The sequence below is a fragment of the Actinopolymorpha singaporensis genome, from assembly GCF_900104745.1.
Taxonomy (GTDB): Bacteria; Actinomycetota; Actinomycetes; order Propionibacteriales; family Actinopolymorphaceae; genus Actinopolymorpha; species Actinopolymorpha singaporensis.
The window spans coordinates 5,522,954-5,546,256 of sequence record NZ_LT629732.1; the positions used below are offsets into that span (position 1 = coordinate 5,522,954).

The 23,303-nt window shown below is 71.7% G+C and carries 19 protein-coding genes; 13 read left to right on the forward strand and 6 right to left on the reverse strand.

Features of this window, described 5'->3' with window-relative positions; translation table 11 throughout:
* Window positions 1-8: 8 nt before the first annotated feature.
* The 5 genes from tal to pgl all read left to right on the forward strand — a co-directional run bounded on the left by tal (window position 9) and on the right by pgl (window position 6,460).
* Window positions 9-1,121, forward strand: coding sequence for a transaldolase (tal, locus tag BLU27_RS24740; protein ID WP_092656017.1), 1,113 nt, complete (start codon window positions 9-11; stop codon window positions 1,119-1,121).
* Complete coding sequence (locus BLU27_RS24745) at window positions 1,118-2,737, forward strand: glucose-6-phosphate isomerase (RefSeq protein WP_092656018.1); 1,620 nt, start codon at window positions 1,118-1,120, stop codon at window positions 2,735-2,737. Before tal ends, BLU27_RS24745 begins: the two co-directional genes overlap by 4 nt.
* A gap of 95 nt (window positions 2,738-2,832) precedes the next feature.
* Window positions 2,833-4,371 (forward strand): glucose-6-phosphate dehydrogenase, encoded by a 1,539-nt coding sequence (zwf, locus tag BLU27_RS24750; protein WP_092658227.1) that lies wholly within the window; start codon window positions 2,833-2,835, stop codon window positions 4,369-4,371.
* The gene (locus tag BLU27_RS24755) at window positions 4,368-5,678 is read left to right on the forward strand and encodes a glucose-6-phosphate dehydrogenase assembly protein OpcA (protein ID WP_092656019.1); all 1,311 of its coding nucleotides are present in this window, start codon (window positions 4,368-4,370) and stop codon (window positions 5,676-5,678) included. Before zwf ends, BLU27_RS24755 begins: the two co-directional genes overlap by 4 nt.
* Window positions 5,678-6,460 carry a 6-phosphogluconolactonase gene (gene pgl / locus BLU27_RS24760; RefSeq protein ID WP_092656020.1) on the forward strand — a complete coding sequence of 261 codons (783 nt, stop codon included), beginning with the start codon at window positions 5,678-5,680 and terminating at the stop codon, window positions 6,458-6,460. Before BLU27_RS24755 ends, pgl begins: the two co-directional genes overlap by 1 nt.
* Before the next feature lie 222 nt (window positions 6,461-6,682).
* On the opposite strand, the gene BLU27_RS24765 is transcribed toward pgl, so the two are convergent.
* Entirely contained in the window at window positions 6,683-7,768 is a 1,086-nt protein-coding gene (locus BLU27_RS24765) for a Gfo/Idh/MocA family protein (protein ID WP_092656021.1), read from the reverse strand.
* A 235-nt stretch (window positions 7,769-8,003) separates the two neighbouring features.
* Here BLU27_RS24765 and BLU27_RS24770 point away from each other — a divergent pair, with 235 nt between their 5' ends.
* The 6 genes from BLU27_RS24770 (at window position 8,004) to BLU27_RS24795 (ending at window position 14,415) form a co-directional block, all read left to right on the forward strand.
* Window positions 8,004-9,440, forward strand: coding sequence for an AGE family epimerase/isomerase (locus BLU27_RS24770; RefSeq protein WP_092656022.1), 1,437 nt, complete (start codon window positions 8,004-8,006; stop codon window positions 9,438-9,440).
* A complete protein-coding gene (locus tag BLU27_RS24775) occupies window positions 9,437-10,180 on the forward strand; it encodes a glucosamine-6-phosphate deaminase (protein WP_092656023.1) in 744 nt (247 codons plus the stop codon). The genes BLU27_RS24770 and BLU27_RS24775 overlap by 4 nt, the downstream gene beginning before the upstream one ends.
* Window positions 10,167-11,369: an N-acetylglucosamine-6-phosphate deacetylase gene (locus BLU27_RS24780; protein ID WP_092656024.1), complete on the forward strand. Its 1,203-nt coding sequence runs from the start codon at window positions 10,167-10,169 to the stop codon at window positions 11,367-11,369. The genes BLU27_RS24775 and BLU27_RS24780 overlap by 14 nt, the downstream gene beginning before the upstream one ends.
* The gene (locus BLU27_RS24785; protein WP_197681567.1) at window positions 11,366-12,550 is read left to right on the forward strand and encodes an alkaline ceramidase; all 1,185 of its coding nucleotides are present in this window, start codon (window positions 11,366-11,368) and stop codon (window positions 12,548-12,550) included. Before BLU27_RS24780 ends, BLU27_RS24785 begins: the two co-directional genes overlap by 4 nt.
* A gap of 259 nt (window positions 12,551-12,809) precedes the next feature.
* On the forward strand, window positions 12,810-13,481 hold the full coding sequence (locus tag BLU27_RS24790) for a TetR/AcrR family transcriptional regulator (protein WP_092656025.1): 672 nt from the start codon (window positions 12,810-12,812) through the stop codon (window positions 13,479-13,481).
* 28 nt (window positions 13,482-13,509) lie between these two features.
* Window positions 13,510-14,415 (forward strand): alpha/beta fold hydrolase, encoded by a 906-nt coding sequence (locus BLU27_RS24795; RefSeq protein WP_092656026.1) that lies wholly within the window; start codon window positions 13,510-13,512, stop codon window positions 14,413-14,415.
* 105 nt (window positions 14,416-14,520) lie between these two features.
* Here BLU27_RS24795 and nadC read toward each other — a convergent pair whose 3' ends face one another.
* The 3 genes from nadC to nadA are packed head-to-tail and all read right to left on the reverse strand — an operon-like array spanning window position 14,521 to window position 18,157.
* On the reverse strand, window positions 14,521-15,492 hold the full coding sequence (gene nadC, locus BLU27_RS24800; RefSeq protein ID WP_092656027.1) for a carboxylating nicotinate-nucleotide diphosphorylase: 972 nt from the start codon (window positions 15,490-15,492) through the stop codon (window positions 14,521-14,523).
* Entirely contained in the window at window positions 15,489-17,144 is a 1,656-nt protein-coding gene (locus tag BLU27_RS24805) for an L-aspartate oxidase (RefSeq protein WP_092656028.1), read from the reverse strand. The genes nadC and BLU27_RS24805 overlap by 4 nt, the downstream gene beginning before the upstream one ends.
* A complete protein-coding gene (gene nadA / locus BLU27_RS24810; protein ID WP_092656029.1) occupies window positions 17,141-18,157 on the reverse strand; it encodes a quinolinate synthase NadA in 1,017 nt (338 codons plus the stop codon). The genes BLU27_RS24805 and nadA overlap by 4 nt, the downstream gene beginning before the upstream one ends.
* 116 nt (window positions 18,158-18,273) lie before the next feature.
* On the opposite strand from nadA, the gene BLU27_RS24815 reads away from it, so the two are divergent.
* The gene (locus tag BLU27_RS24815) at window positions 18,274-18,954 is read left to right on the forward strand and encodes an NUDIX hydrolase (protein ID WP_092656030.1); all 681 of its coding nucleotides are present in this window, start codon (window positions 18,274-18,276) and stop codon (window positions 18,952-18,954) included.
* A 62-nt stretch (window positions 18,955-19,016) separates the two neighbouring features.
* Here the strand turns inward: BLU27_RS24815 and BLU27_RS24820 are convergent, their stop codons facing one another.
* Window positions 19,017-20,783 (reverse strand): HNH endonuclease signature motif containing protein, encoded by a 1,767-nt coding sequence (locus tag BLU27_RS24820; protein ID WP_092656031.1) that lies wholly within the window; start codon window positions 20,781-20,783, stop codon window positions 19,017-19,019.
* A 151-nt stretch (window positions 20,784-20,934) separates the two neighbouring features.
* Window positions 20,935-22,218: an alpha/beta fold hydrolase gene (locus tag BLU27_RS24825; RefSeq protein ID WP_092656032.1), complete on the reverse strand. Its 1,284-nt coding sequence runs from the start codon at window positions 22,216-22,218 to the stop codon at window positions 20,935-20,937.
* Between the two features lie 289 nt (window positions 22,219-22,507).
* Here BLU27_RS24825 and BLU27_RS24830 point away from each other — a divergent pair, with 289 nt between their 5' ends.
* Window positions 22,508-23,299: an alpha/beta fold hydrolase gene (locus tag BLU27_RS24830; RefSeq protein ID WP_157728792.1), complete on the forward strand. Its 792-nt coding sequence runs from the start codon at window positions 22,508-22,510 to the stop codon at window positions 23,297-23,299.
* Window positions 23,300-23,303 lie beyond the last annotated feature (4 nt).

The following is a 23,303-nucleotide window of genomic DNA, read 5'->3' on the forward strand; positions in this document are numbered from 1 at the left end:
GAGACTCGATGAACGACCGACTTGCCGCACTGTCCGACGCGGGCGTGGCCGTCTGGATCGACGACGTCTCGCGTGGCCGCCTCTCCACCGGCAACCTCGCCGAACTCGTCGCCGACAAGCACGTCGTCGGAGTGACCAGCAACCCGACGATCTTCGCCAAGGCGGTTGGGAAGGCCGACGACTACGCCGAACAGAACCGCGATCTCGCCGCCCGGGGCGTCGACCTCGAGGAGGCCGTGCGCGCGATCACGACGTACGACATCCGCTGGGCCTGCGACGTCCTGCGCCCGGTCTACGACCGCACCGACGGCGTCGACGGCCGGGTGTCGCTGGAGGTCGACCCGCGCCTGGCCAAGGACACCCTGAAGACCGTGGCCGAGGCACGAGCCCTGTGGTGGCTTGTCGACCGGCCCAACCTCTTCATCAAGATCCCGGCCACCCGCGAAGGGCTGTCCGCGATCACCGCCGCGCTCGCCGAGGGCATCAGCGTCAACGTCACGCTGATCTTCGCCCTCCAGCGCTACCGGGACGTGATGGACGCGTTCATGACCGGGCTGGAGAAGGCCAAGGATAAGGGCCTCGACCTGAGCCGCATCGGCAGCGTCGCGTCCTTCTTCGTCAGCCGGGTCGACACCGAGTACGACAAGCGCCTGGACAAGATCGGCACCGACGAGGCCAAGGCCCTGAAGGGCAAGGCGGCCATCGCCAACGCGCGGCTGGCGTTCGAGGCGTACGAAGAGGTGTTCTCCTCCGACCGGTGGAAGGCGCTGGCGGCCGCCGGCGCCAAGCCGCAGCGCCCGCTGTGGGCCTCCACCTCCACCAAGGACCCCAACCTGCCGGACACGATCTACGTCACCGAACTGGTCACCGACGGCGTGGTCAACACCATGCCCGAGGCCACGCTGAACGCGTTCGCCGACCACGGCGAAGTACGGGGGGACACCGTGCGCGGCCGCTACGACGAGGCCCGTCAGCTGATCGCCGGTCTGGAGAAGCTCGGCATCAGCTACGACGAGGTGGTCGAGCAGCTCGAGGTCGAGGGCGTGGAGAAGTTCGCGGCCAGCTGGAAGGAACTCCTCGACACCGTACGCACCGCACTCGAGGGGGGAAACAAGAAGTGAGCGCCGAAGGGCTCACCGTCGAGGTCACCCGGCCCGAGGATGACGCGGTCAGCCGACTGGTCAAGGACCAGGTGGCCTCCAAGCTCGCCGCGAAGGACGCCACGCTGTGGGGCCCGGACGCGGAGCCGGAGGCATCGATCCGGCTGGGCTGGGTCGACCTCCCGCGTACGTCCCGGCCGCTGCTGGCCGAGATCGAGGCGCTGCAGGCGCAGCTGCGCCAGGAGGGTCTGGACCACATCGTCCTGTCCGGCATGGGCGGCTCCTCGCTGGCACCGGAGGTGATCACGACCACCGCCAACGTGCCGTTGACAGTGCTCGACTCGACCGATCCGTCTGTCATCGCGCGGGCGATCGGGCAGGATCTCGACCGCACCGTCCTGGTGGTGTCGAGCAAGTCCGGGTCGACCGTGGAGACCGACAGCCACCGGCGGGCCTACCTCAAGGCGTTCGCCGACGCCGGCATCGACGGCCCCAGCCGGATCGTCGTGGTCACCGACCCGGGCTCGCCGTTCGCCGAGCTGGCCGCGCGTGAGGGCTATCGCAAGGTGTTCCTCGCCGACCCGAACGTCGGCGGCCGCTACAGCGCACTGACCGCGTTCGGGCTGGTCCCGGCGGGGCTGGCCGGGGCCGACGTCGCGGAGTTGCTCGACCAGGCCGAGGCGGTGCTCCCGGCGCTGGCGCAGGACAGCGCCGACAACCCCGCCCTGGCCCTGGGCGCCGCTCTGGGCGCCGGGCACCAGGCCGGTCGGGACAAGGTCGTGCTGGGCGAGGGAACCACCTCCGTCACCGGGTTCGGCGCGTGGGCCGAGCAGCTCATCGCCGAGTCGACGGGGAAGCTCGGCCGGGGCCTGCTGCCGGTCGACGTCGGCGGCACCTCCGACGCCACGCCCGGCTGGGCGAACCCGGGACCCGACGTCACCCCGGTGGCGATCGGCACCCCCGAGCAGACCGTGCCCGGCCTGGTCGTGACCGACGGCTCGCTCGGCGCGTTGTTCCAGGTGTGGGAGACGGCGGTGGCGGTCGCCGGCCGGTTGATCGGGATCAACCCCTTCGACCAGCCCAACGTCGAGGAGGCCAAGAAGGCCGCCCGCTCGCTGCTGGACCAGCCGCCCTCGCAGGAGTCCGCCCCCTCCCCCGCCTTCGCCGACGGTGCGGTCGAGGTCTACGGCGACGAGAAGCTGCTGGCCGGTGCGAGCTCGGTCGAGCAGGCCCTCAGCGCCATCGTCGAGGCGGTACCCGAGCGTGGCTACCTCGCGCTGCTGGCCTACCTCGACCGGGACGCCGACGCGGACGCCGCCCGGCTGCGTCCCGCCCTCGCCGCCTCGGTCCCGTTCCAGGTGACCTTCGGCTTCGGGCCGAGGTACCTGCACTCGACCGGGCAGTATCACAAGGGCGGGCATCCCAACGGTGCATTCGTGGAGATCACCGGGGCCGTCACCGACGACCTCGAGGTCCCCGGCCGGCCGTACACCTTCGGGCAGCTCATCTACGCCCAGGCCGTCGGCGACCTCGGCATCCTGCGGGACAAGGGATTCCCCACGCTGCGATTCCACCTGACCGACCGGAAGGCCGGTCTCGCCCAGCTGCTGGACGCAGCCGGAAAGGTGCGCACATGACCGACGCAGGAGGAACCACCGAAGCCGGCTCCCAGCGGGGCGCCGGCTCCAACGTCGTGGGGGTGTCGGCCGACACCGAGCCCCTGCACTGGCCGATGGCGGCGGTGTCGGCGGCAGAGACCAACCCACTGCGCGACCCGCAGGACCGCCGGCTGCCGCGCATCGCCGGCCCGTGCGGCCTGGTGATCTTCGGTGTCACCGGCGACCTGGCCCGCAAGAAGCTGATGCCGGCCGTCTACGACCTCGCCAACCGCGGGTTGCTCCCGCCGGGGTTCGCCCTGGTGGGCTTCGCCCGGCGCGACTGGGCGCACGAGGACTTCGAACGCGTCGTGCACGACGCGGTCAAGGAGTACGCCCGTACGCCGTTCCGTGAAGAGGTCTGGAAGCAGCTGTCGGAAGGCTTCCGATTCGTGCCCGGCGAGCTCGACGACGACCCGTCGTTCGAGCGGCTGCGCGCCACCATCGACGACCTCGACCGCGAACGCGGCACCAACGGCAACCACGTCTTCTACCTCTCGGTGCCGCCGAAGCTGTTCCCGGTGACCGTGCGCCAGCTGAAGAAGCACGGCCTGGCCGAGCAGAGCGAGGACCACTGGCGCCGGGTCGTGGTGGAGAAGCCGTTCGGGCACGATCTGGCCAGCGCACGCGAGCTGAACGCCATCGTCTCGGAGGTCTTCTCCCCCGAGCAGGTCTTCCGCATCGACCACTACCTCGGCAAGGAGACCGTCCAGAACATCCTGGCGCTGCGCTTCGCCAACCAGCTGTTCGAACCGGTCTGGAACTCCAACTACGTCGACCACCTGCAGATCACCATGGCCGAGGACGTCGGCATCGGCGGCCGGGCAGGCTACTACGACGGCATCGGCGCGGCCCGCGACGTCATCCAGAACCACCTGCTCCAGCTCGTGGCGCTGACCGCCATGGAGGAGCCGGTGAGCTTCGACGCGCAGAGCCTGCGGCTGGAGAAGCAGAAGGTCCTGGCCGCGATCCAGCTGCCCCGCCGGCTCGACCTGCACACCGCGCACGGGCAGTACTCCGAGGGCTGGGCCGGTGGGATCAAGGTACGCGGATACCTCCAGGAGGAGGGCATCCCGCCGGACTCCCGGACCGAGACCTACGCCGCGGTCAAGCTGGACATCGACAACCGGCGGTGGGCGGGCGTCCCGATCTACCTGCGCACCGGCAAGCGGCTCGCCCGCCGGGTCACCGAGGTGGCCGTGGTGTTCAAGAAGGCCCCGCACCTGCCGTTCGCATCCACCGCGACCGAGGAGCTGGGCAACAACACCCTGGTGATGCGGATCCAGCCCGACGAGGGGATCACCCTGCGGTTCGGCTCGAAGGTGCCGGGCAGCCAGATGGAGATCCGCGACGTGACGATGGACTTCGCCTATGGCGGTGCGTTCACCGAGTCCTCGCCGGAGGCGTACGAACGACTGATCCTCGACGTGCTGCTCGGTGACTCCCCCCTCTTCCCGCAGCACGAGGAGGTGGAGCTGTCCTGGCGGATCCTCGACCCGATCGTCAACTACTGGGCCGAGCACACCAAGCCCGAGCAGTACCCCGCCGGCACCTGGGGGCCGGCGTCCGCCGACGAGATGTTGGCCCGCGACGGCCGGGCCTGGAGGCGTCCGTGATCATCGACCTGTCCGACACCACCGCGAGCAAGATCGCTTCCGCGCTGGTCAGGGCGCGCGCCAGCTCGGGCAGCCCGGCGATGGGCATGGTTCTCACGCTGGTGGTCGTCGCCGACGAGAGCAGCCACTACGACGCGCTCAGGGCGGCGCTGGAGGCGGCGAAGGAGCACCCGTCCCGCATCCTCGGCGTCATCCCTCGCGGCGGTCGCGGCGCGGCCCGGCTGGACGCCGAGGTCCGGGTCGGCGGTGAGGCCGGGCCCGGTGAGAGCGTCCTGCTCCGCCTGTACGGCGACCTCGCCCGGCACGCCGAGTCGGTCGTGATGCCCCTGCTGCTGCCGGAGTCGCCGGTCGTGGTGTGGTGGCCGAACAAGGCGCCCGAGGTGCCCTCGCAGGACGCGGTGGGCCGGTTGGCCCAGCGCCGGGTGACCGACGCGGCAGCCTCGCGCCGGTCACTGGAGACGCTGATCTCCCAGTGCGGCAGCTACCAGCCCGGCGACACCGACCTGTCGTGGACCCGGGTCACACCGTGGCGGGCGCTGCTGGCCGCCGCCCTGGACCAGCCGCACAGCCGGGTGACCGGTGCGACCGTCGAGGCCGAGCGCGGCAACGCCAGTGCCGACCTGCTGGCGGCGTGGCTGTGCCGACGGCTGCGGGTGCCCACCAAGGTGAAGTCCAGCCGGGGGCCGGGCATCACCGCGGCCGTGCTTCACACCGACGCGGGCGACGTCGCCATCACCCGGCCCGACGGGCGGCTGGCGCGTTACACCGTTCCCGGTCAGCCCGAACGCCACGTGGCCCTGAAGCGGCGGGACACCTTCGAGCTGCTGGCCGAGGAGCTGCGCCGCCTCGACCCCGACGACGTGTACGCCGAGACCGTCTCCGAACTCCTCGACCGGGCCCAGGCCAACCGCAAGGGCTCGGCCAACGGACCCGCGCGTACGTCCGCCGACGAGCGTCCCGCGGGCGGCTCCGACGGTGACGGAGCGGCGGGATCCGATGCGGCGGCCCGCCCGGCGACGAAGTCGGCTGCCGACCGATCGCCTGCCGAGGATGCGCTGGCGTCCGACCGGAAGGTGGCCAAGAAGGCGGCGAAGAAGGCCCCTGCCGAAGACACCACGGCCAAGCAGGCGCCCGCAAAGAAGGCCGGAGCAAAGAAGGCGCCGGCGAAGGAAGCAGCCGCGAAGAAGGCCCCCGCCGAGAAGGCGGCGAAGAAGGCACCCGGCCGGAAGGCCGCTGCCGAGCGGGCGTCCGCCCCGAGGAGCGCCGGCCGGTCGGCGCGCCGCCGTACCGACTCGGACGGCGCCTGATGGGTGCGCCCGAGGTGGTAGTCCACGCCCACAAGGACCTCCTGGCCCAGGCCGTCGCTGCCCGTCTGGTGACCCGGGTGGTCGACGGCCAGGCCGGTGGGCGCACCGCACACGTGGTCCTGACCGGCGGCGGTATCGGCACCGCCGTCCTCGCCGCGCTCGCCGCCGCACCGGCCAGGGACGCCATCGACTGGTCGCGCCTTGACGTTTGGTGGGGCGACGAACGCTTCGTACCGGAGGGCGACCCCGAACGCAACGAGACCGGTGCGCGGGCAGCACTGCTCGACCACGTGCCCATCCCCGCGGACCGGGTCCACCCGATGCCGGCCGCGGACGGAGCCGAGGGCGACCGCCCCGAGGACGCGGCACGCCGGTACGCCGAAGAACTCCGCGCGGCGGCCCGGCCGGAGGACCACGGGCCGGTCCCGCGGTTCGACGTCCTCATGCTCGGCGTGGGGCCGGACGGGCACGTCGCGTCGCTCTTCCCCGAGCATCCCGCGGTGCACGAGGAGGAGGATTCGGTGGTCGCGGTGCACGGTGCGCCGAAGCCGCCGCCGACCAGGTTGTCGCTGACGTTCCCCGCGCTCAACGCCGCCCGCGAGGTGTGGTTCCTGGTGTCCGGTGAGGAGAAGGCCGGGGCGGTACGCCTCGCCCTCGGCGGGGCCGGACCGGTGCAGATCCCCGCGGCGGGCGTACGCGGCCGGCAGCGCACCCTGTGGCTGCTGGACCGTTCCGCCGCGAAGGAACTCCCGGTGGAGCTGACCCGGCCCACCGAGCACTGACCCGGCCCACCGAGCACTGACCCGGCCCACCGAGCACTGTCCCGGGCTACCGCCTGGTGGTGTGGCGGCGCGGTGGTCGCGGTCGCCGCGCGCGGCCGGCGTCGACGCGGCCGGCGTCGACGCGGCGCCTTTGCTGGTGCGCCACGACGTCCCCGGGCCGTTGACGTAGGCGATCCGGCGCTGGCCTGTTGCTCGCCGTTGGTCGGGCGAGCGAAGCCCGGCTCAGCTCGCGACCGCGACCGGCCCGCCACCGGAGACGGACTCGTGCACTGCTGCCAGGATCGCGGTCACCCGCCGGCTCTCCGCGAGGCTCACCAACGGTGGTCCCCCGTCGGCGACGCAGCCGATCATGTGCCCGACGGCGTAGGCGAGCGCGCCCGCCGGCACCCCGTGCAGCACCGGCATGATCGAGATGCGTGGGTACTCGAACTCCGACGGCGTGGCCACCTCGAGCTGGTCGTCCTTGCGGTCCAGGTGCACTACGCCGTGCTCGCCGACCACCTCGACGAACGAGTCCGTCATCGTCGGGTAGGTGTCGGGGTAGATCCAGCAGGACTCGAACGTCGCCACCGCTCCGGATGCGAACCGCACCTGCGCCTGGATGGCGTCCGGGGTGCGCACACCCTGCCCGTCGAGCACTCCCCGGACAGCCGTGGCGTACACCTCGACCGCGCGGTCCTCGCCGAAGAACCAGCACACCAGGTCGATGTCGTGGCTGGACAGGAACCACGCGGGCGTGGTGTCGGCCGCCCAGGACAGCATCTGCGTGGGCACGTGGATCCGGTCGTTCTTGCGTGCGTACGCCATCCGCGGCCGGCCGATCCGGCCCGCCTCGATCGCGGCCTTCGCCTGCGCGTAGCTCGGGATCCAGCGGTGGTTGAACGACGTCATCGCCGTGACGCCGGACCGCTCGACGGCTGCGATCACCTTGTCGGCGTCCGCCAGGCTGGTGGCCAGCGGCTTCTCCACCAGGATCGCCTTGCCGGCCAGCGCGGCCTCGACCGCGATCGGCGTGTGCAGGTGGTCCGGGGTGGCCACGATCACCAGGTCGACGTCGGTACGCCGAAGCAGCGTGCGGTAGTCGTCGGTGGCCACTTCCGCGCCGTGGCGGCGGGCGACCTCACGTGCGGCCGTGTCGGGAACGCTGGCCACCCCGACCAGCCTCGCGCGCGGGTCGGCGGCCACCACCGCCGCGTGGGCGGCGCCCATCACGCCGGCGCCGACGACCGCGACACCGACGCCCGGGACACGACCGCCCGCGACACCGACGCCCGGGACACCGATCGGAGGGTGCGCGTTCTCCGCCATGCCTGCAAACGGTTGCACACCATGCCCGGACGAACAACGCCGCCAGGTTTCCGATATCGGCAAGGGCACCTGCCCGATCCGTGATTGACGCGCAACCGCTTGCACGAAAGACTTGTCGGTCATCCATGCCCGGTGCGGAGGAGTGACATGGGGACCCCCGACAGCGCAGCACTGGTCGCGGCCATGTCGCAGGAGGACCCCTGTCCGGCGGAGGAGACGCGCGAGGTGACCTCGCGTGCCTGAGACACCTGAGACACCTGCGACGACCGGTTTCGACGGTCCCGACAGCACAGGCGCGGCGGAGTCCGGTGAGTACGCCGGAGTCGTCGACCATCTGGTGCACGACGTGCTGGCCTGGTGGCTGCGGAACGCGCCGGACCGCATCCGTGGCGGCGTCTTCACCTGCTGGGACAACTCCGGTGAGCACCTGCTGTCCACCGACAAGTACACCTGGTCCCAGGGACGCTGGATCTGGTTGCTGGCAAGCGCCGCCGACGCACTCGAACGCGGCGTGCTCACCGGGCAAGACGTGCTTGACGCCGCGGACCTGCGTGCACTCGCCGGGCAGAGCGCGGCCTTCGTTCGTAGGCACGCGGTGCTGCCGGACGCGACCACGGCGTACGTCACCGATGCCGCCGGAACCCCGCACGAGCCCACTCCCGGGGCCGGACTGCACACCAGCGTCTTCGCCGACTGTTTCGTCGCACTCGGCCTGGCCGCCTGGGCACGGGTCGGCCCGACCTGCGAGGCCGCCGACGCCGACGACGCCGCTGAGGCCGCCGAGGCGGGCAAGCTGGCGTTGACACTGCTCGAGTCCGCCGCGGCAAGGGTCCGGGGCGGGCAGGCGCGCACGGACCCGTACCCGATCCACCGGGACTTCGCGGCGCTGTCGTTGCCGATGATCTGCGTGGGCACGGCGACGGAGGTCCACCGGGCAACCGGCAGCCACACCAACGACGGCCCGGCCGCCGCCATCGCCGCCGAGGCGGCGGCCATGATCGCGCGCGAACTGCGCGCGGGCCACGACCTTCGGGAGCTGGTCCCCCGCGTCCCGGGCCGCGACGACACCCTGCTGGCCCGGCACCGTACACCAGGGCACGCCCTGGAATGTCTGTGGTTCCTGGTGCACGCGGCGGACAGCGTGCCGGGCGTGCAGGCGGCGCTCGGTGGCGGCGCGTTCGGCGCGGACGGCGACCGGGCGTGGATTCCGGAGGCCGCCCTGCACGCCTTGCGGATCGGCTGGGACGACGAGCACGGCGGACTGCTCCGCTACGTCGACCTTGATGGCGGCCCGCCCCGCGGCCGGACGCTCGACGACCCCTACGAGGTGCTGGTCCGCGAGACCTGGGACACCAAGCTGTGGTGGCCACACGCCGAGGCGTTGTACGCGACGCGGCTGCTGGCCGGGCGGTTTCCGGCGTATGCACCCGAACTCTCAGGATGGCACGAGCGGCTGCGAAGCTACACCTACGGCACGTTCCCGGCGGGTCGTGGGAGGGAGTGGGTGCAGATTCGTTCGCGCGACGGCGCACCACTGAACCGCACGGTCGCCCTGCCGGTGAAGGACCCGTTCCACATCGCCCGCGCGCTGCTGCTCCAGGCCGAACTCCTCGCCGCGACCGGCGACGCCGGCCATCGAACACCCAACGACGTCGAGAGGAAACACCAGTGACCGAACCGATCGTCCGCGTCTTTCCCGACCGAGCGAGTCTCGGCTACGCGGCGGCGGCCGACATCGCCGCGCAGCTGCGCGAGCGCCTGAGCTACCAGAACTCGGTGCGGATGGTGTTCGCCGCGGCCCCGAGCCAGCAGGAGACCCTGGACGCGCTCGTGGCGGAGGTGGGCATCGACTGGACGCGGGTGACCGCGTTCCAGATGGACGACTACATCGGCCTGCCGCAGGAGGCGCCGCAGCGGTTCGGGCAGTGGCTTCGCCAGGCGATCTTCGACCGGGTGCCGTTCAAGGAGGTGCACCTGATGCGCACCGACGGCGACCCCGGCCGGCGGGCGCGGGAGTACGCCGACCTGCTGGCGGCCGAGCCGATCGACCTGGTGTGCCTGGGCATCGGCGTCAACGGGCACATCGCGTTCAACGACCCACCGGTCGCCGACTTCGCCGACCCGGAGGCGGTGAAGGTGGTCGAGCTCGACGACACCTGCCGCCAACAACAGGTTGACGACGGCTGCTTCCCCACCTTCGACGACGTTCCACCGCGAGCGCTCACCCTGACGGTGCCCCGGTTGCTGCAGGCCGACCACCTGTTCTGTGTCGTGCCGGGAAGGGCCAAGGCGGAGGCCGTCCGGCGCACGCTGAACGACCCGATCGGCGAGGCCTGCCCGGCGACGGCGTTGCGTACGCACCCCTCCTGCGTCCTCTACCTCGACCAGGACTCCGCCGGTGCGCTCGACTGAACCCGGGGCGGGTCCGGAGAACCCGCGTCGCACCTTCGAGATCGCCGGCCGCGACCCGGCAACCGGCCGGTGGTGCACCGTCGAGGTGGCGGACGGACGGATCACGCAGGTCCACGTCGACAACGCCGACACCGGCAACGAGGACGGATCCCAACCCTGGTTGGCTCCTGGCCTGGTCGACCTGCAGGTCAACGGCTTCGCCGGCTTCGACGTGAACGCCGCAGAGGCCGGACCGGACACGATCGGCGCGATGGTGCGGGCGCTGTGGAAGGTCGGGGTCACCACGGTGGTGCCGACCATCGTCACCGCCTCGGAGGACCACATCCTCACCTGCCTGCGCAGGGTGGCGGAGGCGCGTGCGAGCGACCCGATGGTGCGGCACGCCGTTCCGTACGTCCACGTGGAGGGCCCGCACCTCTCACCGGAGGACGGGCCGCGCGGCGTGCACGACGCCGAGCAGATCCGCCCGCCGGACGTCGCGGAGTTCGACCGCTGGCAGGAGGCGGGCGAGGGCCTGGTGGGCATGGTCACCATGTCGCCGCACTTCGACGGCAGTCCGTCGTACGTTCGCGCGCTCGTCGACCGCGGGGTGCGGGTGTCGATCGGCCACACCAGCGCCACCCCCGAGCAGATCCACGCGGCCGCCGACGCCGGCGCGAGTCTGTCGACGCACCTCGGCAACGGTGCGCACGCGGTGCTCCCCCGCCATCCCAACTACGTGTGGGCGCAACTCGCCGACGACCGGCTCACCGCCGGCTTCATCGCCGACGGGCACCACCTGCCGGCCGACACGCTGGTCGCCATGCTCGCCGCCAAGGGCCCGGCCCGGTCGGTCCTGGTGTCGGACGCCACCACCCTCGCCGGCTCTCCGCCCGGGGTCTACCAGACGCCCGTAGGCGGGGCGGTGGAACTGTCCGCTGACGGGCGGCTCTCCCACGTCGGCACACCCTACCTCGCCGGCGCGGCGCGGCCGGTCACCGACGGCGTGGCACACGTGGCGAACCTCGGGCGGTTCTCCCTCGCCGAGGCACTGGCGCTGGCGACGAGTTCGCCGGGACGGTTCGTGGGTGGGCGCGGCCGGCTGGAAGCGGGTGCGCCCGCGGACCTGGTGACGTTCCACTGGAGCCCGGGCAACCCGACCTTGACAGTGGACAGCGTCACGGTCGCCGGAACGCCGGTGGTGGGGTGAGCCGGCTCGGCGGGGTGAGCCTGGTCGGCGCGGCGACGGTGGACGTCACCCCGCCGGCCGGGCTGGCGATGTCCGGCTTCCTCGCACGCACCTCCCCTGCGACCGGGACGCACGACCCGCTGACCGTCCGCACGGTGACCGTCGGCGGCACCGCGGTGGTCACGGTGGACGCCTGCGGCCTGCACGAGGACACCTGCCGCCGGGTCCGCGAACGCCTGCTCGGCGGCGAGATCCCCAACCTCGCCGACCTCCCCGTCCTCACCGAGGTGGTCGTCGCCGCCACCCACACCCACGGCGGCCCTGCGGTGGTTCCCGGCCGGCTGGGCGGTCCGGTCGACCCCGGGCACCTCCGCCTGCTGGAGGACGCCTGCGTCGACGCCGTACGCACGGCGCTCCGCGGCGCCCGTCCGGCCCGGCTGCGGTTCGGCATCGGCGCGGACCCGGGCGTTGCCCGCAACCGGCGACGTCCCGGCGGGCCGACTGATCCTGCTCTGCCCGTGCTGGTGTGGGCGGACGAGGCCGGCGCGACGGTCACGGTCGTCACCGCGTACGCCTGCCATCCCGTCGTACTCGGCGCGGACAACACGTTGTGGACGGCCGACTATCCCGGGGTCGTGCGCCGTCAACTCGAACTTGCCCATCCTGGTGCCGTGGCTGTCTTCCTCACCGGCTGCTGCGGCGACGTCAACACCGGCCACTCCGCCGGCTCGTCCACGCTCCAGGCGAGTGACACCCGCACCTACGCCGCGTGCGAACGCGCCGGCACGGCGATCGCGCAAGCGGCCCTTGACGCCGAGACCAGGCCGGTCGACGGGCCCGTCGGTGCACGGTCGGCCGAGGTGGGTCTCGAACGCCTGGACGGCAGCGGCTGGACCGCCCGGGTGAGCGTGCTCGACTGGTCCGGCGTCCGGTTGGTCGCCCTGCCCGGCGAACCGTTCGCGGCCACCGCGCTGGCTATGCGGGCCGCGGCCCCAGAACCCCTTGTGGTGTTCGGGTATGCCGACGGCTGCCCAGGGTACTTCCCCACCAGCGACGAGTACGCCGCCGGCGGATACGAGGTGGAGCAGGCGCACTTCTACTACGGCGCACAGGCGGCGTTCGCACCCGGCAGCGCGGAGCGCCTCGGTGCCGAGGCGCTCCGCCTGCTGGAGCGAGACCCCGGTCTGAACCTCACCGGCTGACCGCGGCCGCCGCCGGACCGGCAGCGGCCGGACCGGCAGCTGCCGGACCCGGCGGGGGCCGGACCCGGCAGCGGCCCGACAGGCGGCGCCGCCGTGGTGTCGGCGAGTTCGACCGCCTCCTCCGAGGCCACCTGGTAGACCATCGCCGTCGGCCCGAAGCGCTTCCGACGGGGCCGCCGAGGAGCGATCCGGGAGGGAACGGACGCACTGCCCGCGCCTCGGTCGACAGAGCACGTACGGCGGAGTTACGATACGCGGCGTGTCGTATCGAAATGAAGCGCGGGAGCCGCTCAGCCGTGGCCGCCCACGAGACGAGCTCCTGGAGCAGCGCATCGTCGCTGCCGTGAGCTCGCTGTTGTCCGAGAAGGGCTACGACGGTGTCACCTTCGAGGAGGTGGCGCGTCGCTGCGGAGCTTCGAAGGCGAGCCTGTATCGGCGCTGGAAGTCCAAGCGGGACATGGTGATCGCCACGCTGAAGGCCGGCCCCGTGCAGTACGACCCGGCCGAGGCGATCGACACCGGCAGCCTGCGAGACGACCTGCTGGCGTTGTGCCGCCGCCTCGACCGGACCATGCGTTCGGCCGACAGCCGGACCGCGATGCTGCTTCTGCAGGCCGGGCTCGAGGACCCCGAGCTCTGCGACGCGATCGAGACGGCAGTCGGCCCGACCGGCGCTCGGCTGCCTCTCCAGGTGATCGATGCCGCGGTCGCCCGCGGCGAACTTCCCGCCGGCGTCTCCCCCTTCCCCTTCGACGAGGTGGTCGGCGCGGTCCTGCTGCTCCGCAGGGTCAACGGCCTGCTCGTCGACGAGGAGTACCTCGCCGTCCTCGTCGACACCGTCGTGCTGCCCGCGTTGCGTGCGACCACCAACGCCAACAGCAGTCTCCCTGCCGGAATCTTCTCCGGCCACCCGTCAAGCCAGAACCCGTAATCCCCGCCCGTCGGGTGAAGGAGAACCAGTGAACACCCCTGTCATCGAAGGCTTCGACTACCGGACCATCCCCGGCGCAGACGGCATCTGCCTCAACGTCGCGGTGGGAGGCAACGGGCCGGCCGTGGTCCTCCTGCACGGTTTTCCCCAGAACCACTACATGTGGCGGTACGTCGCCCGGCAGCTCGCCGGCAGCCACACGGTGATCGCACCCGACCTGCGTGGCTACGGCAGCAGCGACAAGCCCCCGGGCGCACGGCCGGAGACGTACTCCAAGCGCACGATGGCGGGCGACATCGTCCACGTCGCGACTGCTCTCGGCTTCGACCACTTCGGCCTCGTCGGGCATGACCGCGGGGCGCTCGTCGCGGTCCGCGCGGGCCTGGACCACCCCCACGTCGTGGACTACCTCGGCATCCTGGACGTGCTTCCGACCCTGGACACGTGGGCGGTCCTGCAGGGTGTCGACGCCAAGGTCGCCTGGCACCTGTACCTCATGGCCCAGCCCGCGGGTCTGCCCGAGAAGATGATCGCCGCGGTCGCCCCGGAGTTCTTCGGGTCCTTCCTGGACGCCTGGGACCCCGGCGGCTCGGCCTTCACCGCACAGGAGCGCGACTACTACGTCGACAGTTCGGTCGCCGCCGTCGACTCCATCGTGGCCGACTACCGGGCAACCGCCACCGTCGACCTCGACATGGACCAGGCCGACCGGGCACGAGGGGCGCAGCTGACCATGCCCGTGGCCGTCATCTCGCAGGACTGGGGCTCACAGCTCGGCTTCGACGCCGCCTCGTTGTGGAAGGCTTGGGCGCCCGACCTGACCTACCAGGCCACCACCTCCGGCCACTTCATGGCAGAGGAGAACCCGGCCGAGATCACCGCGTTCGTCACGGCGCTCGCCGGACGCGCCACCGACGGCCACAACCGATCCTGACCAAGGCGCCAGGGGCCCATCGATCACGGCGGACCCCTGGCGCCACGTCAACCGCAGACGTTCGTCGCTCGCGTCGCCGGCGCTCGCGTCGCGACTCCCCTTGGCTTACCCCTGGCTCCGCAGGTCCAGGCCGAGGTCGAGGGCGGGCGCCGAGTGCGTCAGCCCACCCACCGCGAGGTAGTCGACGCCGGTCTCCGCGTACGCCCGGGCGACCTCGAGGGTGAGCCCGCCGGAGGCCTCCAGCAGCGTTCCGGTCCCGGCCGCGCGGGTGCGCCGGACCGCCTCCGCGCACTCCTCCGGCGTGAAGTTGTCCACCAGCACCAGCTCCGCCTTGGCTTCCAGCACCGAGTCGAGCTCGTCCAGCGTGGTCACCTCGACCTCGGCCGGTAGCTGCGGGGCGTGCCGGCGGGCCGCCTCCAGCGCGGCGACCGCCGACCCGGCGGCGATCACGTGGTTGTCCTTCACCAGCACCGCGTCGCCCAGCCCGAGCCGGTGGTTGACGCCGCCGCCGCACCGGACGGCGTACTTCTGCAGCAGCCGTAGACCGGGCAGCGTCTTGCGGCTGTCGCGGACGGCGCACCCGGTCCCGGCGACGGCGTCCACCCAGGCGGCGGTGAGCGTCGCGACACCGGACAGGTGACACACCAGATTGAGCGCCGGGCGCTCCCCGGTGAGCAGGGTCCGGACCCGCCCCCGCAGGACCAGTGCCGGCTCACCGGCCCGCAACCGGGTTCCGTCCTCCACCTGGTGGAGCACCTCCACCTCACCGGGTGCCAGCAGGTCGAAGACGGCAGGTACGAGAACCCCGCCGGCGAGAACGCCCGGTACCCGGGGCGTGAGCTCCGCCTCGGCCACCGCGTCCGCCGGCACGGTTGCCGCCGTCGTCTCGTCCGGGCCGTAGCGCAGGTCCTCCGCCAGCGCCGTGCGCAGCACCCGCAAGGTGTCGTCGACATCCAACCCGGCCCGGGCCAACCCCTCGGCGACGCCGGGCGAGAACCCGCGAGGCGCCGACGCTTCGGAGGTCTCCGGAGCATCCCAAGCGAGCGAACTGTGGGACGAACCAGTGGGCACCGTCATGCCACACCTCCCAGGTCGAGAGCGGGCAGCAGGGTGGGCTCGCCGGACTCGTCCAGGCCGACGACGAGACTCCGCCGCCACCGTTGGTCGTCTCGTACGGGATGGTCGTGCCGGACGTGGCAGCCGCGGGACTCCGTACGCGTGGATGCTGCGAGCACCAGCGCCCGGGCCGCCAGGTGGAGCGCGGCGTCCTCGACGTCGGCCCGCCCGGCAGGCGTCGTACGCGTAGCCATGGCGTCCAGCGACTTGGCCACGATCGCGAGCCCGGCCTGATCCCTGCCGATCGCCGCGTGCCGGCTCATCAGCTGCTGCAGTCCTGGCCGGTCCGCGACCGGCTCGGGCACCAGTGCGACGTCTCCGTCGTCGATGCGGCCCGCCGACCGCCTCCCGGCCTGGCCGGCGGACAGGTCGGCCACCACAGCCCTGGCGGTCCGGTGCCCTACCACCAGCCCTTCGAGGAGGCTGTTGGAGGCCAGCCGGTTGGCGCCGTGCAGGCCGGTGCGGGCCACTTCCCCTGCGGCGTACAGACCGGGCACAGCGGTCCGGCCGTCGACGGTGGTCACCACGCCGCCACAGCTGAAGTGCGCCGACGGTGCCACCGGAATCGGCTCGGACTCCGGGTCCACGCCGATCGCCCGGCACGCGGCGTACACCGTGGGGAAACGCGTCCGGAAGGCTTCCGCCCGCAGGTGGGTGGCGTCCAGGAACACGTGGTCGTCCACCCCGCCGGGCGCGTCGGCCAGCCGGCGGATGATCGCCGCGGAGACCACGTCCCTCGGGGCGAGGTCGCCGAGCGGGTGGACGCCGGCCATGACGGGCTTGCCCGCCGCGTCGACCAGCACCGCGCCCTCGCCCCGGACCGCCTCGGTGACCAGGGGACGCGACCCAGTGGCACCCCGGCCGGGATACAGGACCGTCGGGTGGAACTGCACGAACTCAAGGTCTGCCACCGACGCGCCCGCACGCAGGGCCAGCGCGATTCCGTCGGCGGTGGCGACGTCGGGGTTGGTGGTGGTCTCGTAGAGCTGGCCGAGCCCGCCGGTGGCGAGCAGCACGGCGGGCGCCCGGAGGATCCCCGCCACGCCGTCGTCGGCGAGCACCAGCAACCCGCCCACCGCTCCCACTTCGGTGCGCACCACGGAGGCGGCGACATGGCGTTCGAGCAGTGTCAACCGCTGGTTGCGTACGCCGGCCAGCAGTGCGCGTTCGACCTCGGCCCCGGTGGCGTCACCACCGGCGTGCACCACCCGGAACGCGGTGTGGCCGCCTTCCCGGGCGAGCGCCAGCCGGCCCCGCCGATCCGGCTGGTCGTCCCCGGCCGGGTCGAACGCCGCGCCACCGGCGCGCAGCCTGGCCACCGCGTCCGGCCCGTCGGCCAGGATCGTCGCCACCGCGGCCGGATCACACAGGCCCGCTCCGGCGACCAGGGTGTCGTGGACGTGCCGGCGGACGCTGTCGCCGGGTTCGTGTTCGCCCGGCAGTACGACCGCAACCCCGCCTTGCGCCCAGCGCGTGTTGCCCGCGTCGGCTTCGGCCTTGGTGACGACGACGACCCGCAGGCCGGCGCGCGTCGCCTCCAGGGCGGCACTCAGCCCGGCCACGCCCGTACCCACGACGACCAGGTCGGCGGTCGCCTCCCAGCGGCTGGTCATTCGCCACCACCGGGGTTGCCGATCTCGATCATCGCCTGCACCGCTCCCCGCGCCCGCGCGGCGATCTCCGGCGCGACGTGCACCTCGTCGGTGCCCTCGCGGAGGCTGCGCAGCAATGCCCCCGGCGTGATCATCTTCATGTAGCGGCACGACGCCCGGTCGTTCACGGGGCGGAAGTCCACACCCGGCGCGGCCTTGCGCAGCTGGTGCAGCATGCCCACCTCGGTGGCCACGAGCACCGACCGCGCCTTCGTCTCCTTCGCCTGGTCGAGCATCCCGCCGGTGGAGAGGATCTTCACCCGGTCCGCGGCCACCGCGCCCTCGCCGGCGAGGTAGAGCGCCGACGTGGCGCAGCCGCACTCGGGGTGGATGAAGAGCTCCGCGTCCGGCTGGGCGGCGGCGCGGTCGGCGAGCTCCGCGCCGTTGATCCCCGCGTGGACGTGGCACTCCCCCGCCCAGATGTGCAGGTTGTCCCGGCCGGTCTCCCGCTTGACGTGGGCTCCGAGGAACATGTCCGGCAGGAACAGCACCTCCCTGTCGGCCGGGACCGAGGCCACGACCTCCACCGCGTTCGCGGACGTGCAGCAGATGTCGGTCTCGGCCTTCACCTCGGCGGTGGTGTTGACGTACGACACGACCACCGCTCCGGGGTGCTCGGCCTTCCAGGCCCGCAGCTGGTCGGCGGTGATCGAGTCGGCCAGGGAGCAACCCGCCCGGGCGTCCGGGATGAGGACGGTCTTGTCGGGGCTGAGGATCTTCGCCGACTCCGCCATGAAGTGCACGCCGCAGAAGACGATGGTGGACGCCTCGCTGGCCGCGGCGATGCGGCTGAGCGCGAGGGAGTCGCCGGTGTGGTCGGCGATGTCCTGGATCTCGGGGATCTGGTAATTGTGCGCGAGCAGCACCGCGTCGCGCTCGGCCGCGAGCCGGCGTACCTCTTCTCGCCACGCTTCGTCCGGCACTACCTCGTCGTAGGCCGTGTCGGCGCGGACCGCTTCAGTGACAGGGGTCATGTGACCCTCCCGGCAAAGTTCCTCACCCAGAGCGGCTGCCCCGGGTCTTCGTCCAGGCTTCCGGCGCCTGGGGTTTTCGACTTACGAGCGAAAACTTCCCGAGATACTATCACCGCGTGAGCCGACTGGGGCATGAGGTGCTGGCAGCGGTCCTCCAGGTCCGGTCCCGGTCACTGCAGGTCCTGCTGTGGCAGCGTGCCCGCGAACCCCAGGTAGGCAGGTGGGCACTCCCCGGTGGCCGGCTTGGCGCCGTCGAGGACGTCGAGACTTCCGTACGCCGGCAGCTCGCCGAGAAGGTCGACGTACGCCAGCTGTCGCATGTCGAGCAGCTCGCGGTGTTCAGCGCTCCCGACCGGATGCCCGGGCCGCGGGTCCTGGCCACGGCGTTCCTCGGTCTGGTGCCGAGTGACGCCGACCCGGAGATCCCCGAGGACACCCGGTGGTTTCCGATCGACGACCTGCCGAAGACCGCGTTCGACCACGAGGCCATCGTGCTGCGCGCCCGCGACCGGCTGCGGTCCAAGCTGTCCTACACCAACCTCGGGTTCGCGCTCGCTCCCCCGACCTTCACCGTCTCCGAACTCCGCGAGGTCTACTCCGCCGCGCTCGGCCACCGGGTGTCGGCAACCAACCTGCAACGGGTGCTCACCCGGCGTGGGCAGCTGGAGGCCACCGGCCAGACGGCCGGCTCCGGGCCGACCGGCGGGCGCCCCGCCGCGTTGTTCCGGTTCACCTGCCGGGACATGTTCATCACCGACCCGTTCGCGGTGCTCCGGCCACCGGCCGCGCGTAGCTGACCTTCGGACCCGCTGGAACTCTGTGCCCATGGACCTCCTGCTGCTCAGCGGGCGCTCGACTCTCATGGGCGGCGCACTTTCTGTTGCGGGTCCACCCATTCGGGTGGGGTGTATTCGGGGTGGCCGTGGTTGCCCATGCTCACTTGCCAGCCTTTGTGGTGGACGTAGGCGTGATGCGTCTTGCACAGCAGTACTCCGTTGGCGAGGTCGGTGGGGCCGAAGTCTTCCCAGGCGGTGATGTGGTGGGCGATGCAGCGGCGTTCGGGGACGTGGCAGCCGGGGAAGTGGCAGTGGGACCCGTCGCGGATGGCGAGGGCTCGTCGTTGTGGTTCGGTGAAGAACCGGTCGGCCATGCCGATGTCGAGGATTTCGCCGTTGCCGCCGAGGACGACGGGGATGATGTTCGCGTCGCACGCCATCCGCCGGATCGTCGCCACCGAGAGCGGTTCTCCGCGCAGGCGGAGGATCCGGGCCGACCCTCCGCCGCCGCACTTGGTGCAGCCGTCGTGGAGATCGAGTTGGTTGTTGGAGTCGTTGGCAGCGTCCGGCCCCGCCGCCCCCTTCTCTGATTCGGGTCCAGCGTCTGTGTCGGCGTCGTCTTCCGGCTCGAGCTCCCAATCTTCGGGTTCGGGATCTGCTGCCGGTTCGGCGTCGGGGCTTGGACCCGTTCCGGTTGCGGTGTTCGGTTGTGGGTGCTGCCGGGGTTCTCGTGGTCCGGGTATCCGCTCCGCGAACCCAGCCGGGTCAGGTGGCTCGGCTCGTCGTTTCTCCTTGTCCAGTTGAGTGTTCCGGCCGGGCATGGAGTCCGTGGACCTGACCGCCCCGGCCGCGACGGGCCTCCCCTTGGACCCCGCTGTGGGCTTCCCGCCCCCACTGCCAGCGGCACCCTCGCCGGGCCTGCACTTCCTGCGCTCGGCCTGTCGTGTGGCGTCGGTGGTCTGGCAGCCGCAGGGCATGGGACGGACGGGGGTGGTGTCGTCGATGGTGCCGAACCCGGTGCCTTCTAGGAGTTGGTCCAGGCCGATCGTGACGGTCACGCAGTCGCGTCCACGGCCACGGTTCGGCGACGCCTGCCACTCAGCCATCCTGGCCACGAGTTCGGCGAACGCGTCCCCCCGTTTTTGGTCCAGCGGCCGCTCGTCCGGTTCGGGACCGTTGTCGGCCGCGATGAGCGCCTCGATGATCTTGCGGAGAGCTTCCATCTCCAGCACCGGCAGCTTGACGATCATGGTTTCGGACCCGGGGATCCCGTTCGCCAGGTATTTCAGGGAGCGTCTGCGTTCGGCGGCGCGTTCGGCGGCGTCGAGTTCCTCACCCAGCCGCCGTTCCCACTCCTCCGGGGCGAGCACCAGCAGCAGATGCCGCCCCAGCAGCCGCACATCGTCAGGGCTACGCCGCCGGGATTCGTCGATCAGGTACTCCTCACCCTGCACCCGCTGTTCCAGGCTGATCCAGGTGGGCAGGTCCTTGATCGCGGCGGCGATCACCTGCGCATGCCGAAACGACACCTCACCCCGCGCAAGAGCGGCGGCAGTCAACGTCACCGTACGGTCCAGGTCCCGCGCCAGCACCACCGCCGCGGAAGCATCGTTCTTCGACATCCGCTGCGCGGTCCGCAGCCACACAGCCGTGGTCGCCGCACCGGTCGTCTTCCCGACCTCGCGCGCCTCGGCCTGGCGGACCCAGCCCAGAGTGAGCGCATCGACCCGGGCCTTCTCCACCGCCAGCTCACCGATCAGCTCACCCAACTCACCCACCTCCACGAACGTGGTCGGCGTCGCCAGGGCCTCGTCCAACCCGACACGGATCGCCGCCAGCGCAGCCCTCAACCGGGCGACCGCACCCCCACCCCCCGCACCGGGAAAACCTGCTCCGTCGAATACATGTTCGAAGCCTACCGACCGGCGCCGCCATCAAGACCGTTGTCCACAAGGAGATCCCGATCAGCCACCTGTGGACAAAATCAGGGGCGCAGCCGGCTCACGGTGTCTCGCGTGCAAGGTCGAGCAACCGCCCGAACACGCCGGCCTGCCGCAGACCGTCGTGCTCATGCTCGTTGGTGATCCACGGAGTGAGGCGACCGACGGCGTTCGCGGTGGCCAGCGAGTGCTCCCGGGCGACGTACATGTCCTCGTAGTAGACCGCGGCGTACGTCGGAACCTCGTTGCGGGCAAGGCGATCCGGGTCGTACAGCGCCGGCCAGTCGTCCTTGGCCGCGAGCAGGTCCGCCGCATCCCGCAACGGCACCAGAGCCGGATCGGCGTCGAACACGAACGGATAGATCATCTCGCCGGTGAACAGGAACGGCGTGTCGGTCCCGAGCGCGAACTCCGGCCGCTGCGCGTACAGACGTTCGGCCGACCAGTCCGAAGCCACTCCCTGGCAGTAGATCGGCTCGTGCAGCACCGCGTACAACGGATTGGTCGCGAAGCTCACCGCACCGGCGAGGCCGGCGAGAAACGTGTCGGACAACTCCGGCCCGCCCACCCCGTCGACGAACGCCTCCTCCAGCAGGTAGTGCAGGCCGTCGAAGTTGCCGCGCATACCCAGCCCCATCCCCGCGGTCTGGAACCTCCTGGGGGTGAGGCGTTCACCGGTCGGCAGCTGAACTTCGTTGTGGCGCAGGTGTTCCACGATTCGTGCGCACAGGTCACGGTCACCGGGATGGCGGTCGAAATAGGCCGCGTTCTTCTCCGCCGTGCGCTCGTAGGTGAGTGCGTACACCTCGTCCGCGCCGTCTCTCAGCGGCGGCAACCCACCGGTGACGTACACCTCCTTGAGCCCCTCGGGTGCGAAGGACAGGTACGTCAACGCGCAGAACCCGCCGTAGCTCTGGCCGAGCGCGCTCCACGGCTGGTCGCCCTGGAGTTCGCGGCGCAGGAGTTCGGCGTCGGCGACGATCGAGTCGGCCCGGAAATGGGTGAGGTACTCCGCCTGGGCGCTGGCATCGCCCCTTCGCGGCAGGGTCTGCCGGTTGGCCGGAGTGGACAGGCCGGTCCCCCGCTGGTCGAGGAGGACCACTCGGAAGTCACGCAGCGCCCGGGCGAGCCATCCACTTCGGCTGGTCGGGCGGTGCCCCTTGCCGCCGGGCCCACCCTGCAGGTACACCAGCCGTGGCAGGTCGGCGTCCACCTTGGCCGGGTCCACGACCTCGCGCGCGTAGACCTCGATCCGCTCGCCGTCGGGCCGGCTGTGGTCGAGTGGCACGTCGAGGGTGTACTCGGTGCACGCAAGATCTCGTTGACGGTAGGTCCGCGACCGCACGGACGCCTCCTTCGTTCGGTGACCGACGGCGCCCGGCCGCCGGGAGTCCCCGACCGGGCTCGGCGGGCGTAGGACCCGTTGAGCTCGATCGCTCCCGTCAAGATAGAGGGGCGGTACGACGACGAGCGGCCGGGACGAACTCCGCAGCCCGCCGACAGGTACGTTCCCGGACACCTGCCACCACGTTCTCGCACCAGCGCGTTCCGGCGCCGCTCCTGCCAGTGGCCAAAAGCGGTGGTCAGGTGGGGATGGCATGGCGAAAGATCGCCGGTCCGCTTACATAGGCGGCATGACCATTCGGTGGGAGCGCCCCGGACCTGCGCGCGGCCGGATTCTGTTGGTGCACGGAGAGCTGTCCCAGTCCTCCACGTGGTGGCGGGTCGGGCCTGCACTGGCCGACCAGGGATGGCAGGTAAGTACGGTCGACCTGCCCGGCCACGGCGACATGCCGCACGACGGTCGCCCACTGGACCTGCCGACCCTGGTGCAGGGTGTCGCCGAACACCTGCCCGGCCGGGTCGACGTCATCGCCGGTCACGGCCTGGGCGCGGTCGTCGCGCTGGCCCTGGCGAACCGGTTCGTCGACCTCGCGCAGGCCGTCGTCATGGAGGAGCCGCTCAGCTCGCGGGAGGAGGACCGCGGCGCCCTCGTCGATGCGGTCGTCGCGGCGACCACGATCGCGCGTTCGGACCTGGAGCACCTCGAACTCCAGCTCCGCACCAACCATCCCCAGTGGAACCCGGAGGACGTCGCGCACGCCACCGAGGCGATCGCGGCCGCCGAGGCCGAGCAACTTCTGGCCGGCCTGCGCCGGCCTCGTCCGTGGGATCTGCCTGCCCTCCTGGGGACGCTGCGTATCCCCGCGCTGCTCCTCGTCGCCCCGGACGAACCGCACCCGTCCGGAACGGGCCGGCTGAGCACGTTGCGCGGGCTGGACCGGCTGGCCGCGGAACGCTGCGTACCCGCCGAACGGTTCGTCGTACTGCCCGGCGGCCACCACCTGCACCGCGATGTTCCCGAGCGGTGGCTGCAGGCGGTGACGCGGTTCGCCGACGAGGTGTGTCCGCCCCGGGAGGACTGACCTC

Coding starts and splice junctions, on each gene's coding strand:
- tal (WP_092656017.1), top strand. CDS start 9: ATGAACGACCGACTTGCCGCACTGTCCGACGCGGGCGTGGCCGTCTGG.
- zwf (WP_092658227.1), top strand. CDS start 2,833: ATGGCGGCGGTGTCGGCGGCAGAGACCAACCCACTGCGCGACCCGCAG.
- pgl (WP_092656020.1), top strand. CDS start 5,678: ATGGGTGCGCCCGAGGTGGTAGTCCACGCCCACAAGGACCTCCTGGCC.
- BLU27_RS24765 (WP_092656021.1), bottom strand. CDS start 7,768: ATGGCGGAGAACGCGCACCCTCCGATCGGTGTCCCGGGCGTCGGTGTC.
- nadC (WP_092656027.1), bottom strand. CDS start 15,492: ATGACGGTGCCCACTGGTTCGTCCCACAGTTCGCTCGCTTGGGATGCT.
- BLU27_RS24805 (WP_092656028.1), bottom strand. CDS start 17,144: ATGACCAGCCGCTGGGAGGCGACCGCCGACCTGGTCGTCGTGGGTACG.
- nadA (WP_092656029.1), bottom strand. CDS start 18,157: ATGACCCCTGTCACTGAAGCGGTCCGCGCCGACACGGCCTACGACGAG.
- BLU27_RS24830 (WP_157728792.1), top strand. CDS start 22,508: ATGACCATTCGGTGGGAGCGCCCCGGACCTGCGCGCGGCCGGATTCTG.